The organism is Sporolactobacillus putidus (genome assembly GCF_014647035.1).
In the GTDB taxonomy this organism is placed as follows: Bacteria; Bacillota; Bacilli; order Bacillales; family Sporolactobacillaceae; genus Sporolactobacillus; species Sporolactobacillus putidus.
In genome coordinates, this window is sequence record NZ_BMOK01000023.1 from 16,988 (window position 1) to 30,129 (window position 13,142).

Here is a 13,142-nt window from a genome sequence, read left to right on the forward strand (position 1 = left end):
GGGAAAGCGCATGGAATTTTATCAAATGACTGCGGAAGAGCTACTCCGGAACTATAGGGCAAAAACGCTATCACCCGTTGAAGTCGTTAAGTTTCTGTTTGGTCGTATTGACCGCCTGAATCCCAAACTTAACGTTTTTGTGACTTTAAATCAGGAGCCCGCTCTTCAACAGGCGAAAGAATCTGAACGGAATTTCGCCATGGGGAAAGTCAGACCGCTCGAGGGTGTTCCGGTGGCGATTAAAGATCTAACGAATACAAAAGGGCTCCGAACAACCTATGGGAGCCTCGTTTATAAAGACTATATTCCAACGCGAGATGCAACGGTTGTCAAACGCTTAAAAGCTGCGGGCGCCATAATTATGGGAAAGACCAATACGCCTGAATTCGGCCATAAAGGGACGACCAACAACCGCATCTTCGGACCCTCAAAAAATCCATGGAAATTATCAAATGGTACAGGCGGTTCAAGCGGCGGTTCGGCGGCCGCAGTCGCAGCCGGATTCTGCCCGCTTGCTGAAGGGAGCGACGGGGGAGGGTCAATCCGTATTCCTTCCAGTCTGTGCGGTGTGTTCGGATTTAAGCCGAGTTTTGGGCGTGTTCCGGGTGACAATCATTTGGATGATGTGTTTGCCCAATCCGTCCCGTTCGTCAGCTACGGTCCAATCGCTCGAACGGTTTCCGATGCGGCATTGATGTTTGACGTCATTCAGGGTCATTCGGATGATGATCCTTATTCTCTTGACGATTTGTGTCTGTCCGCTCGGGAAGCTTTGGACTTGCACAAGACAGATTATCGAATCGGTTATACCCTTAACTTTGGTATGTATGATGTAGACACGGAAATCCAGGATATCTTTATGGAGACACTGGAGAAATTGCGCATTCATGGCGCAGTGGTGGAAGCGGCCGATGTCCGGATGAACAAAAATTTGAAGGAATATGTCAATTTCTTTAACAGGCTGTGGATGATCGGTCTTGCGGCAGGGACAAAAAAACTGATGGCTGAGCATTGCGGCGAACTGTCGGACACACTGATATCGATGATACACCGCGGAGAGGGGGCGAGCGCGGATGAATATATTGAAATGAACAAATACCGGTCCTATGTTTGGCAAATGTTTCAAGGTCTGTTTGAGACGTTCGACGTGCTCGTTTCACCGACGCTCGCCGCGGCTGAGTATCCTTATGATCGGGAAGGTCCTGCGGAAGTGAATGGTCATATGATCGATCCGGAATCCGGCTGGATGATGACCAGCCCTGTCAATCTTACAGGGCAGCCGGCGTGCTCGCTGCCAGTGGGTTTTACCTCTTCGGGGATCCCTGTGGGTATGCAGTGCGTTGCCCGCAGGCTGAACGATATTGGCCTGATGCAGTTTGCAGGATGGGCGGAAAACCGACTCAAGACAGACCGTTTATTTCCGACTGATAAATGAAAAAAATGAGAATTACAGAAAGAGCAAACAAAAAAATGGCAGCCTTTACATTTTTCAAGAAAGGGTTTACACTATAGGTGTTGCAGGTTTAATTTTATGCCCATCACAATACTTTGCACCTAGCATGTTACCCAGCTTTTTTATGGTTCCCGTTCCGCAAAGCCGGATTGCCCACTCTGGCTGAATAAACCCTCGTGTTGTGACAAAGATATGGTCATAAGAGGCCTGCGGATTGAAGATTGAATTCTTCCGGCTATCCATAATATGTCTCCTGGAATCAGGAGACTTTTTCTTTAATGATGGAGACGCCGGGCTGTAAATTTTCATAGGTTTGAATCTGCTGTCCTAAATACAAAAAGACACCTCTGCAAATGCAGAAGTGTCCGGCAAGCGCCGCTTATTTTGTTTCAGCAGAGGGCAGAACTTCTTTATCAAGAGGTCCGTTCTCGCCAAGATAGTAGCGGTTAAGCGGTTTAAGATCTTCGTCAAGTTCATAAACAAGCGGTGTACCCGTCGGGATATTCAGACCGACGATTGTTTCGGCTGAAACACTGTCGAGGTGTTTAACCAGGGCACGGAGCGAATTGCCATGAGCAGCGACAATGACTTTTTTCCCTTTTTTAATCTGAGGAACAATTTCTTTATTCCAATAGACCAGAACGCGGTCAACCGTATCGAGAAGATCTTCAGTGAGCGGCTGTTCGGCTTCGGTCAGGTCGGCATATCTCGGATCATGAAGCTGTGCAATATACCGTTCATCGTCTTTTTCAAGAGCAGGCGGCCGGACATCAGCCGAACGTCTCCAGATATGTACCTGGTCCGCCCCGTATTTTTCGGCGGTCTTTGCCTTGTTCAAGCCTTGAAGCGCGCCGTAATGACGTTCGTTTAACCGCCATGTATGTTCAACCGGAATCCATGTTAGGTTCAGCGCGTGCAGAACATTCCAAAGCGTGTGGTTTGCTCTTGTCAGTACCGATGTGTAAGCAAGGTCAAAGGTATAGCCGTTCTTTTTAAGAATTTGGCCGGCTTCCGTTGCTTCCTGTTCTCCTTTTTCCGTCAGATCTACATCTGTCCATCCCGTAAATCTGTTTTCAAGGTTCCATTCACTTTGTCCGTGACGGATCAATACTAGCTTGATCATCGGGTGTGCCCACTCCTCTCAAATTTTGAAAAACGCATCGAAATCCTCTGCGCCGGAACAAAATGCGGAAATGACAGGCGGACGAGTTATAACCGAACCCGCTCTATCTTTCATCATAGTTGTCTGCGCATTTAAAGTATCGACGACACCAAACATTTTTACTCCAATCACTTGCGTCAAGCGGCATCATGACGAATGAGTGATTTCCTAGCATCAATTCATTATAACATGCTTTTTTTGATTTGACATTTTCATCTATTAAAACAATGTGAATGTCTTGTTATTCCGACGACTGTCATATTATAATGATCATGCCTGAAAAAGGCAGTCGAAAAGCCGGAAAATTTAACTGTCTGATTTCGGGACAGAACCGTTTCTCTGTGCTTTTTTCCTTCTATATCATTTATATAAAAAGAGAGAAGTCTTAAAAATGAATGGTTTCCAGGGATCGTACAGCATGAACGAAAACAAGACGGGGTTTGCTCACGAGGTGGCAGCAATTTGTGTGCTTGCCGGCAAAATATTGCTGCAAAACGGTGCAGAGACCTTCCGCGTCGAAGACACGATGAACCGTATCGCAAGAAATTTTTCAGTAAACGAAGCACAAAGTTTCGTCACGCCCACAGGCATTATCTTTTCGATCGAAGACAGAGATGTGACACAGCTCGTCCGCATTACCCATCGCGGGACGAATCTTCGAAAAGTGACTCAGGTGAACAGCCTTTCACGGCTGATTGCCGAAGGAGAACTCGGACTTTCCGAGGCGTATCGCAGATTAAAGGAAATCGAGCGTTCTGATCATGTTTATCCGAACTGGATCCAGATTGTTGCCGCCGCCGCGGCGAGCAGCTGTTTCCTGCTTATGTTTCTCGGTAAATGGGAAGACGCGCTGCCGGCATTTATCGCCGGCGGTGTCGGTCAGGCAGGGACCATCTATTTTCATCGTTTAACAAAAGTCAAGTTTTTCTCTGAATTTATGTCATCCATTTTAATCGGATTGATCGCCGTGCTCAGTGTGAAGATCGGTGCGGGTTCTGAATTGAATAAAATCATCATTGGTGCCGTGATGCCGCTTGTTCCGGGAGTTGCGATTACCAATGCGGTCCGTGATGTGATGGCCGGAGACCTCGTCTCCGGTCTGTCAAAAAGCGCGGAAGCGGGATTAACCGCTTTCGCTGTTGGAATTGGCATCGCGCTCGCTCTATCTTTCAATTGAAGGTGGATCATAGTGAACCTTACAGTATTGATCGTTCAGGCCGTTACAAGCTTCCTGGCAACTGCAGCATTCGGCATCATTTACAACATACCAAGGAGACCGCTGATTCACGGCGGATTAATCGGAATGGTCGCCTGGCTCATTTATTTTTTCCTGTACGGATGGAGCGGCAATGATTTTGCAGCAACTTTTGCGGCTTCTTTCGTGATTGCCTTGCTCAGCCAGATTTTTGCCAGACGGTTTAAGAATCCCGTGATCGTTTACAGCGTCTCGGGGATCATACCTCTTGTTCCCGGAGGACTTACCTATACGGTCATGAGCCGGGCGGTGGTTGATCAATACAGCCTTGCTCTTCATTTGGCTGAAAAGGCCTTTGTTCTTTCCGGGGCGATCGCAATGGGCCTGATTTTTGCCGAAGTTCTTTACCAGATTTTCAAAAAGCGCCATCTCAGCAATCCTGGCAAGGTGGGTGAGGGAATTTCTATGTTTAAAAAATAATTTTTTGTTGATCTCCTGTTAAATAGTGGGAAATTATGCTTTACTTTGCTAGTATGTAGTTAAGGAAGTTTGAACCGGACAGTCAGCTTTTGCCAAGTGTCCGGTTAGAAATTCAAGAGGTGGACGGATTGAAAATCGTATGTTTTGGGGACAGTGTAACTCGGGGGATCACTTTCGTGAGCGGAAGATTCAAAATTATTCGAGAAAATTATCCGGCGCTGCTGCAGCGTTTTCTCGGCAGCGGCGATGAGGTCATCAACAAGGGTGTTTTTAATGACAATTCCGATCTGCTTGTGCGGCGCCTTGACAAAGACGTACTGCAGCTTCATCCTGATCTCGTTCTGATTAATATTGGGGGAAACGACTGTAATTTTCGGTGGGATCAGGTGTCGCTTCTTCCTGAGGAAGAACATGTCCCCATTGTGCCGCTTAGCCGTTATCTTGCGAATATTAAGATACTCATTGAGAAAATCAGTTCCAGTGGGGCGGTTCCTGTCGTTCTTAGTTTACTGCCGCTTGATCCTGCCCGCTATTATCAGTCTCTGATGAAACGATACAGCCACTCGATCGGACATTGGATCAGCTGCTGCGGCGGTATCGAACATTGGCACGGCATGTATAATCGTGCGTTGAAAGATCTCGTCCGCAAGATGGGTGTACCTGTTCTCGACATAAGAACAGCGTTCAAACAGAAGGGAAACTTTTCCAAATTGATTAATGAAGACGGACTTCACCCGTCTGCGGAGGGATACCGGGCGCTCGCAGAAATTGTTTCAGCGGGCATTCCGGAACTGCGGGTCATGGTCGAAATGCACGCCTGATGCTGCTTTATTGAGATGGGAAGGAAATCAAGCATAAAGAAGGAACCGCAGGTTTTCCAGCGGTTCCTTTAGTGTGCTCTTTGTTCGATTTATTCCGCGTGATCATCTTCCCAATCCAACCTGTCGGTCAGTTACCCTCACTTTTTTTTAGCGCCGACTTTAACGCATCCGCCAGACTGTTTCCAAACGTTTCATTACCGTCGTTTATTTTCTGCATCAGCCGGCGTGTTTCACGTTTGTCCGCCTTCTTTTTCGAACGCTCGGCCTTTTCCACGATACCGCACGTCCTGCACTGGAAGTAGAGTCCTGCCTTGCCCTGGTGCATCTCCATCTTCTTGTGGCAGGTCGGGCACCTGTGGTTGGACAGTTTCGGATCTTTGCGCCTGCGATAACCGCAGGCACGATTGATACACACGAGCACTCGGCCGCCGTCCCGGTCTTTGCCTTCTTTCATCAACGAGCCGCATTCCGGGCATTTCGTGCCGGTCAGATTCTGTATTTTGTAAGATTGTTCACTTTCGTTTATTTCCTGTACGAGCTGCGCGGTCTGTTTGCGTATGTTTTCGAGAAAACGCTCGGGACTTTCAGTTCCTTTGGCAATGTTCTCAAGCTGATTTTCCCATTCTGCTGTCAGTTCGGGCGACTTGAGATCGGGATTGACGAGATCAATCAGCTGCTTTCCTTTTGGCGTCGGATGGAGCCTTCCGCCTGCATTCCGTTCGATTGCTTCAGACTGAAGCAGCTTCTCAATAATATCGGCGCGTGTCGCTGGCGTACCGAGTCCGTATTTTTCCATTCTTGTCAGCAGGTCGGCTTCTGAAAAACGTGCGGGAGGTTCCGTCATTTTCTGCTGCAGTACAACCTTTCCGATGGGAAGCGCTTGTCCCTCCTGTAGAGGGCCATAGGTTTGGGGAACATTTTCTTCACTGGCCCCGAGGATCTGTCTGAATCCCGGATCAACCTCAAGAGTATCCTGTATGACCAGATTTTCGCCGCCGGCCGATAAAATAGCGCGGATCGTTTCATATTTATGTTCCGGATAAAACAGTGTCAGAAAACGTCTGATGATCATATCGTAAAGGTTTCGTTCATCCGGAGACAGATCGCCGATATAAACAGGCTGTTCCGTCGGAATCAGCGCATGGTGGTCGCCAACTTTTGTGTCATTGAACACATTTGTCGCCAGCACCTTGCCTTTTTGCTTGTGAAGAATCGGCCGTGTTTCCTCTCCGTAAACGGACGAGATCGCCTTCAGGCGCTCGGGAATGGTTGCGGCTATATCCGTTGTCAAATACCGTGAATCCGTGCGCGGATAAGTGACGATCTTGTAGCGTTCATAAAGCGACTGCAACACGTTCAGTGTTTTCTTCGCGGAAAAACCGAGACGCCTGTTGGCATTACGCTGAAGCTCCGTCAGATCATAGGGGAGGGGCTGATGTTCTCTCTTCCGCCTGACTTCCACTTTACCGACAACTGCCTGCTGTCCGCCAAGTTTTTTTACGATCGCTTCAGCATCATGCTGATCAAAAAGCCGGGTCTGGTCTCCGCGCTGCCATGTTGCCGCGCGTCCGCCGATCCGTACGCTGATCGTCCAGTAGGGTTCAGGGCGAAAAGCCTGAATCACTTTTTCTCTGTTTATTATCATGGAGAGCGTCGGTGTCTGCACACGGCCGGCAGATAACGAATCTTCATATTTTGTTGTCAGGGCGCGTGAAACATTCAATCCGATCAGCCAGTCGGCTTCCGAGCGGCAGACGGCCGAATGATAAAGTTTGTTGTAGTCTTCGGCTGGTTTCAGACTGCTGAATCCGTCACGGATCGCGCGGTCGGTCTGGGAAGAGATCCACAGCCTTTTTACCGGTTTTCGCCAGCCGATTTTTTCAATAATCCAGCGGGCGACGAGTTCGCCTTCCCGTCCGGCATCCGTCGCAATCACAAACTCTTCTAGATCTTTGCGCTGAGCCAGCCGGCGGATCGCGTGAAATTGTGCGCTCGTCTGTTTGATTGGCTTGATTTCCATTTTCTCCGGTATAATCGGCAGATCTTCCATCCGCCATGTCTTATAGCGGTCATCGTAGTCTTCAGGCATCTTAAGTTCAATCAGATGGCCGAGTGCCCAGGTCACGACGTAACGGTCACCTTCAATATAATTTCTGCTGTTATTCCGGCAGCCGAGTACGCGGGCAATTTCTCTGGCGACGCTCGGTTTTTCTGCTAAAACAAGTGCTTTGGTCATATCCTAACTTCCTTTCAGGCAGGTGTCTTTATAATCACCGGAAATGGAGCGCAACCGGCAGCCCCCTACACTATGGCTTATTATACAAGAACTTGCGGATGGAGAAAATGAAAGCGGCTGCGCATTATTCTTTCAATGTCTCCCGGGTCAGATTCAGAAATGCGGTCAGCGCCGGAGAAAGCCATTTGTCCTTGTGCCAGACTAGGTGCGAGTGAACAAATAAAGGCGTTCCTCCCCAGGGCAATACCCTAATTTCTCCGTTCTTAATTTCTCTTTTAACCGTTATTTTCGGAAGTACGGCAACTCCTAAACCCGCCATAACGCATTGCTTCATCGCTTCCACACTGGCGAACTCAAAAATATGCTCGGGAATTAAACCGCAGCTTAGAAAATCCTGATCAAACTGGCGGCGGTAACTGCAGTTTTTTTCAGTCAATAACAAAGACTCTTCAAACAAATCGGCTGGATTAACGGTTTCTTTTCTAAATAGAGGATGATCCGGTGAAGCGACGACGTTGATCACCTCTTTTTTTAACTTTTCAATAATAAATAAGCTCGGTATGAGATCAACGTCCATCAGGATCGCGGCATCCAGGCTGCCTTTTTCAAGCTGACGAAGAATGTCCCGGTCGGAAGTGCCTGGTGAGAAATGAAACCGAACTTTAGGATAGCGGTGCCTGAAACTGGACAGGATCGGGGGGAGGCGGTAGGTGCACAGACTTTCGGTAGCGCCAATGACCAGTGTACCGGACGGTTCCTTACCTGACATGACCGCTTTTTTTGCTTCATTCGTTAAAGAAAGGATTTGATTGGCATAGATCTGCAGTTTTTTTCCGGCATCCGTCAGGGCCAAACTTTTTCCCAATCTGTCGAAGAGCTGAACACCAAGTTCATCCTCGAGGGACTTGATATGGGCCGTGACGCTTGATTGAGCAAAGTTCAATTGCTCGGCCGTATGGGTGAAGTTTAATTTTTCAGCAGCTTTATGAAAAGTCATCAGTTGTTTGTATTCCATAATATCCCTTCTATCGGAAATATTGATTGTTCTTATCGAAATAATCATCTTTACCGATTGCTTTATAACTCATATGATACAGGAAAGATGATGGTTTGCAAACAACAGGAGGCGAAGAAAATGAAAAAAGGTGTCACAGCAACCATTCGGCTGCCGCAGGCTGTTGCACTCTATATTGGCGCAGTGCTCGGATCCGGTGTATTGATTGTTCCGGGACTGGCGGCACAACTGGCCGGTCCGGCTTCATTAATTGACTGGGGCCTTCTTATGGTTCTGGCCCTGCCGCTGTCCCTGTGCATGGCTTATCTTGCACAGAAATATCCGAGTTCTGGCGGAGTTTCGCATTTTGTTCGACTGGCCTTTGGTGAAAAGGCAGGATCAATCGTCGGCTGGTTTTTCCTGACGTCGGTACCGATCGGAGCTCCGGTTGCCGCATTAACTGGGGCCGGTTATTTAAGTACGGCTCTTGGACAGACTGAAACTTTCAGGATAGTTACCGCTTGCCTGATTTTATTTATCGCTGTTACTCTGAATTATTTTGGCATGAATCTGGCGGGAAAAGTTCAGATCGCTGTGGTTGCCGGAATCCTCGGTATTCTGATCATGGCGATTCTTGGTGCCGTTCCCCATATGAAAGCTGCAAATTTCGAGCCTTTTATGCCTCACGGTGCGATCGGAGTGGGCACCGCTTCAACAATTCTTTTCTGGTGTTTTATCGGCTGGGAGGCAGTCTCGCACTTGTCGGAAGAATTTATTCATCCTGAAAAAGACGTCATGAGGGCCACGATCATCTCCGCCGTGCTGGTTGGAACGATTTATTTTATGACAGCTGCGGCGGTAATCGGCACAAACAGTTACCGGCAGCAGTCGCAGGCGGCTCTCGTTGTCGTTGCCGACTTGGCTTTTGGTCGGATCGGCGGTTTGTTGATCGGTCTATCGAGTCTGTTCATCTGTCTGGCAACCGTTGTCGCTTATGTTGGTGCAGCGTCAAGACTCGGACGGGCATTATCGGAGAACGGCAACGCTCCGAAATGGCTCGGCTCTGTTTCAAAGAAATACGGAACACCGCTTGGGGGATTGCTTTTTTTGAGCTCGTGCTTTTTCTGCGTCATGATACTTTTTGGCTTTCACCTGGTTACATTAACAAATTTAATCCAGTTGCCAAATGCAACGTTCTTATTAACCTATCTCGGCGGATGCGCAGCCGGTGTGGCTTTGTTCAGAAATGAAAAGAAGAAATGGCTGATCAGCCTGATCGCGGCGATTGCGACCATAATCATGTTCCTCTTTATCGGCTGGGCGCTCATTTATCCAATTATAATCATTATGGTTGTGCTGACGCGCTGGCTGGTTCCTAAAACGATCACACGCTTAACGAGACGTATCGGCTAGGTTACCAAAAAAAGATCAAATTTTCCCAAAATCAGTTTGACCTTATTCGACCAAAGATTTATAATAAAACTGTAAGAAATAGGGATACAAAAAACAGAAATGTGAAAAATACCCTTATTACATTCAAGGAGGAATGCTCTATGGCAAATCTGTATCCAACCAAAAAAGATCGTGACGGGTTCTTTGATTTCCTGCCTTCCTGGTTTGATGAATGGGGACAAAATTTCTTCCATAACACAGGCGTTCAGCCTTTTGCAGCTGACGTTCAGGACAAAAGAGACGCTTATGAAGTCAAGGTCGATCTGCCGGGCTTCAGCAAAGAAAATATTCATGTGGACTACGATCAAGGTGTACTGTCGATTGAGGCAACTCGCGAACAGGAAACGAATGAAAAAGCGGAGGACGGCAGTTTCATCCGCAAGGAACGTGCGTCCGGTTCTTATACCCGCAGGTTTATGCTCGATAGGGTGAACGAAGACGGAATTAAAGCTTCATTCAAAGACGGTGTATTGCAAGTTACCCTTCCTAAAAAAGAGGATGTACAAAAACCGGGCAAATTTATCTCGATCGAATAAATATCATTTGCAATGAGTAAAGAAGGGAACCGTATCCCAGCGGTTGCCTTCTTTTTGCCAGATAATGTTTACTTGGTTCAAAAATAAAGATATAATAGTTTCAATGATTAATAGCATAAAAGGAGGCGGGCGTCATGAAGTTGACTCATATTGCGGCTTATCAGACACGAATTAAAGTGTTTGCCACTATTGACGGACTGACGCCAGCCTCTTTTTCTTGGCACGGATAACGGATAATCGTTTGTATTTTGCTTAATAATGATTCTTTCGTTTATTTCTTTATAAAGCCACAGGAGAAGAGATGATGATTTTCTCCTGCGGTTTTTTTTGTCGGGAAACGGCTGCTCAAGGGGGTTATACAGTGCGTATTTTTATTGATTTGTGGTGGTTTTTCAAACAAGAAAAACTGAAATATTTTTTCGGTATTTTTTTCCTCATGCTTTCCAGTTTTCTTTCATTAATACCCCCTTATGTCGTCGGAGTTATTGTCGACGCGATCAAGGGAAGAACGCTGACACCGTTTCTTTTGACGAAATGGATCTTATTTCTTGTTCTGATCGGTGTCATTTATTACTGTACAGGGTATTTATGGCGTCAGCTGATTTTCGGCTCATCAATCATTCTTGCGAAACAACTGCGAAATACCCTCTATAAGCATTTCACACTGCTGTCGCCCAATTTCTATCAGAAGACGCGAATTGGGGACATGATGGCACACGCAACGAACGATATCAACGCTGTCCAAATTGCCGCGGGTGAAGGCATTTTGACACTTGTCGATTCCATGACGATGGGGGCCATGGTGATTGCCGGCATGGCGGTTCTGATCAGTTGGAAACTGACGCTGATCGCACTTCTTCCGATGCCGGTCATGGCCGTTCTGACGATGTACTACGGTTCGCTTCTTCATAAACGATTCGGCAAGGCTCAGGCGGCCTTTTCCAATCTCAATGACAAAGTTCAGGAAAATATAGCCGGCGTCCGTGTGATCAAGGCGTTTGGCGAGGAGAAAGCCCAGATCGGTATATTCAGTGGTGCATCAAAAGACGTTGTTAATAAAAATGTCGCTGTAGCGAAAATTGATTCTTTGTTTGATCCGACCATCACATTCATCGTTGCGTTCTGCTACTTTCTCGCACTCGCCTTCGGTTCAATATATGTTGTGGACGGTTCACTGACGATCGGCCGTCTGACAAGCTTCACGCTTTACCTTGGTCAGCTTGTCTGGCCGATGCTCGCTTTCGGATTCCTTTTCAACGCAGTTGAGCGCGGCAGAGCTTCGTACGACCGTATTCGCAGACTCCTGTCCGTGAAACCCGAGATTGTCGATCGTGAAGACGCTCTGGAAAAAATTCCGAGCGGAGACATCCGTTATCGGATTAACTCATTTTGCTATCCGGGCAGTGAAAATCCTGTTTTGGCAGATATTTCCTTTACGGTGAAAAAAGGGCAGACGCTGGGCATTGTCGGGAAGACAGGTGCCGGGAAAACCACATTGCTCAGGCTTATGCTCAGGGAATTTGATGTACGGAGCGGTGAAATAGAAATTGGCGGCATGCCGATTGAACATCTCACTCTGGAGGCTTTGAGAAGCGCTATGGGTTATGTTCCCCAGGATCATATTCTTTTTTCTGCGACGATTGCGGAAAATATTGCGTTTGCCCGATTCGATGCCTCTCAGGAAGAGATAGAAAGAGCGGCAAAACTCGCCAATATTCATGAGGACATCCTGAACTTTAAAGAAGGCTATGAAACCATTGTCGGGGAAAGGGGCGTTACGCTGTCCGGCGGGCAGAAACAGCGCGTGTCTATTGCGCGCGCGCTGCTTGCAGACCCTGAAATCCTGATCTTCGATGATTCGCTGTCCGCCGTCGATGCGCGTACCGAGGTTGCTATACTGCAGGCTCTGAAAAAAGAGCGATACAATAAAACGACACTGATCTCGGCGCACCGGCTCAGCGCAGTGGAACATGCCGATTTAATCATTGTCATCGACGATGGACGAATTTCAGAAAAGGGGACGCATGAGGAATTGCTGGAAAATGGCGCATGGTATGCCGAGATGTATGCGCACCAGCAGCTTGAGTCACTCGTTTCGGAAGGGGGAATACATTCGTGAAAGAAGATTTAAGCCGGAATCAGGAAAAGCTGTCAGGCAACCACGTCATGCTGCGGCTGATGACTTACCTGAAGAATTTCAAGCAGAGTATGAGTATCGCTTTTGTACTGCTGATTATCGCCACAACGGCCGATGTTCTTGGGCCGATTGTCATGAAAATTTTCATTGATAATTATTTAACGCCGCGTCATTTTCCATGGCAGCCGCTAACATTGCTGGCGGCCGGGTTCATCGTCTTATTTGCTGTATCGGCTGTTTTTCATTACCTGCAGGCCCTCTCTTTTCAGAAAATCGCCTTGAACGTTATTCAGAAAATGCGTGTCGAGGTTTTCAGCAAAGTGCAGCGTCTTGGCCTGACCTTTTTTGATCAGACACCCGGAGGCAGTCTAGTTTCAAGAATTACCAATGATACCGAAGCGATCAAGGATCTTTATGTGAGTGTGCTCTCGACATTTGTCAGCAGCGGCATCATGATAATCGGTATTTTCATTGGCATGTTTTTTCTTGATGTCCGGCTTGCTCTGATCTGTCTGATTCTGATGCCGTTCATTCTCATTTTAATGTGGGCTTACCGAAAATTCAGTTCCAAAGTTTATCGGGTGACACGTGTAAAGCTGAGTCAGCTTAATGTATGAGTAAAATATTTGTAGGCAAATTACCTTCCTGTCCATACCGTTAACGGCAACTGCCGTTA

Annotated in this window: 11 protein-coding genes; 8 read left to right on the top strand and 3 right to left on the bottom strand. The window is 47.4% G+C overall.

Annotated features, from left to right (window positions below; all coding sequences use genetic code 11):
- The first annotated feature begins 10 nt into the window (after positions 1 to 10).
- Positions 11 to 1,435: an amidase gene (locus IEX81_RS16155; RefSeq protein WP_188805197.1), complete on the top strand. Its 1,425-nt coding sequence runs from the start codon at positions 11 to 13 to the stop codon at positions 1,433 to 1,435.
- Positions 1,436 to 1,832: 397 nt separating this feature from the next.
- On the opposite strand, the gene gpmA is transcribed toward IEX81_RS16155, so the two are convergent.
- Positions 1,833 to 2,576, bottom strand: a complete 744-nt coding sequence (gene gpmA / locus IEX81_RS16160; RefSeq protein ID WP_188805199.1) for a 2,3-diphosphoglycerate-dependent phosphoglycerate mutase — start codon at positions 2,574 to 2,576, stop codon at positions 1,833 to 1,835.
- Positions 2,577 to 3,006: 430 nt separating this feature from the next.
- Between gpmA and IEX81_RS16165 the strand changes: the two genes are divergently transcribed.
- The 3 genes from IEX81_RS16165 to IEX81_RS16175 all read left to right on the top strand — a co-directional run bounded on the left by IEX81_RS16165 (position 3,007) and on the right by IEX81_RS16175 (position 5,111).
- On the top strand, positions 3,007 to 3,792 hold the full coding sequence (locus IEX81_RS16165) for a threonine/serine exporter family protein (protein ID WP_229727660.1): 786 nt from the start codon (positions 3,007 to 3,009) through the stop codon (positions 3,790 to 3,792).
- 12 nt (positions 3,793 to 3,804) lie between these two features.
- Positions 3,805 to 4,290 carry a threonine/serine exporter family protein gene (locus tag IEX81_RS16170; RefSeq protein ID WP_373292401.1) on the top strand — a complete coding sequence of 162 codons (486 nt, stop codon included), beginning with the start codon at positions 3,805 to 3,807 and terminating at the stop codon, positions 4,288 to 4,290.
- A 176-nt stretch (positions 4,291 to 4,466) separates the two neighbouring features.
- Complete coding sequence (locus tag IEX81_RS16175) at positions 4,467 to 5,111, top strand: SGNH/GDSL hydrolase family protein (RefSeq protein WP_229727661.1); 645 nt, start codon at positions 4,467 to 4,469, stop codon at positions 5,109 to 5,111.
- 127 nt (positions 5,112 to 5,238) lie between these two features.
- On the opposite strand, the gene IEX81_RS16180 is transcribed toward IEX81_RS16175, so the two are convergent.
- Both IEX81_RS16180 and IEX81_RS16185 read right to left on the bottom strand, forming a co-directional pair.
- Complete coding sequence (locus IEX81_RS16180) at positions 5,239 to 7,347, bottom strand: DNA topoisomerase III (RefSeq protein WP_188805204.1); 2,109 nt, start codon at positions 7,345 to 7,347, stop codon at positions 5,239 to 5,241.
- Positions 7,348 to 7,471: 124 nt separating this feature from the next.
- Entirely contained in the window at positions 7,472 to 8,362 is an 891-nt protein-coding gene (locus IEX81_RS16185; RefSeq protein WP_188805206.1) for a LysR family transcriptional regulator, read from the bottom strand.
- A gap of 120 nt (positions 8,363 to 8,482) precedes the next feature.
- On the opposite strand from IEX81_RS16185, the gene IEX81_RS16190 reads away from it, so the two are divergent.
- From IEX81_RS16190 to IEX81_RS16205, 4 genes are all read left to right on the top strand, one after another.
- Positions 8,483 to 9,754, top strand: a complete 1,272-nt coding sequence (locus IEX81_RS16190) for an APC family permease (RefSeq protein WP_188805208.1) — start codon at positions 8,483 to 8,485, stop codon at positions 9,752 to 9,754.
- Positions 9,755 to 9,894: 140 nt separating this feature from the next.
- Complete coding sequence (locus IEX81_RS16195; RefSeq protein WP_188805211.1) at positions 9,895 to 10,329, top strand: Hsp20/alpha crystallin family protein; 435 nt, start codon at positions 9,895 to 9,897, stop codon at positions 10,327 to 10,329.
- Between the two features lie 361 nt (positions 10,330 to 10,690).
- Positions 10,691 to 12,448 carry an ABC transporter transmembrane domain-containing protein gene (locus IEX81_RS16200; RefSeq protein WP_188805213.1) on the top strand — a complete coding sequence of 586 codons (1,758 nt, stop codon included), beginning with the start codon at positions 10,691 to 10,693 and terminating at the stop codon, positions 12,446 to 12,448.
- Positions 12,445 to 13,083: an ABC transporter ATP-binding protein gene (locus IEX81_RS16205; RefSeq protein ID WP_188805215.1), complete on the top strand. Its 639-nt coding sequence runs from the start codon at positions 12,445 to 12,447 to the stop codon at positions 13,081 to 13,083. Before IEX81_RS16200 ends, IEX81_RS16205 begins: the two co-directional genes overlap by 4 nt.
- Positions 13,084 to 13,142: the final 59 nt, after the last annotated feature.

Bases quoted from the DNA above. Each gene is read 5' to 3' on its own strand.
- IEX81_RS16195 (WP_188805211.1), top strand. From the start codon at position 9,895: ATGGCAAATCTGTATCCAACCAAAAAAGATCGTGACGGGTTCTTTGAT.
- IEX81_RS16185 (WP_188805206.1), bottom strand. From the start codon at position 8,362: ATGGAATACAAACAACTGATGACTTTTCATAAAGCTGCTGAAAAATTA.
- gpmA (WP_188805199.1), bottom strand. From the start codon at position 2,576: ATGATCAAGCTAGTATTGATCCGTCACGGACAAAGTGAATGGAACCTT.
- IEX81_RS16180 (WP_188805204.1), bottom strand. From the start codon at position 7,347: ATGACCAAAGCACTTGTTTTAGCAGAAAAACCGAGCGTCGCCAGAGAA.
- IEX81_RS16155 (WP_188805197.1), top strand. From the start codon at position 11: ATGGAATTTTATCAAATGACTGCGGAAGAGCTACTCCGGAACTATAGG.
- IEX81_RS16190 (WP_188805208.1), top strand. From the start codon at position 8,483: ATGAAAAAAGGTGTCACAGCAACCATTCGGCTGCCGCAGGCTGTTGCA.
- IEX81_RS16165 (WP_229727660.1), top strand. From the start codon at position 3,007: ATGAATGGTTTCCAGGGATCGTACAGCATGAACGAAAACAAGACGGGG.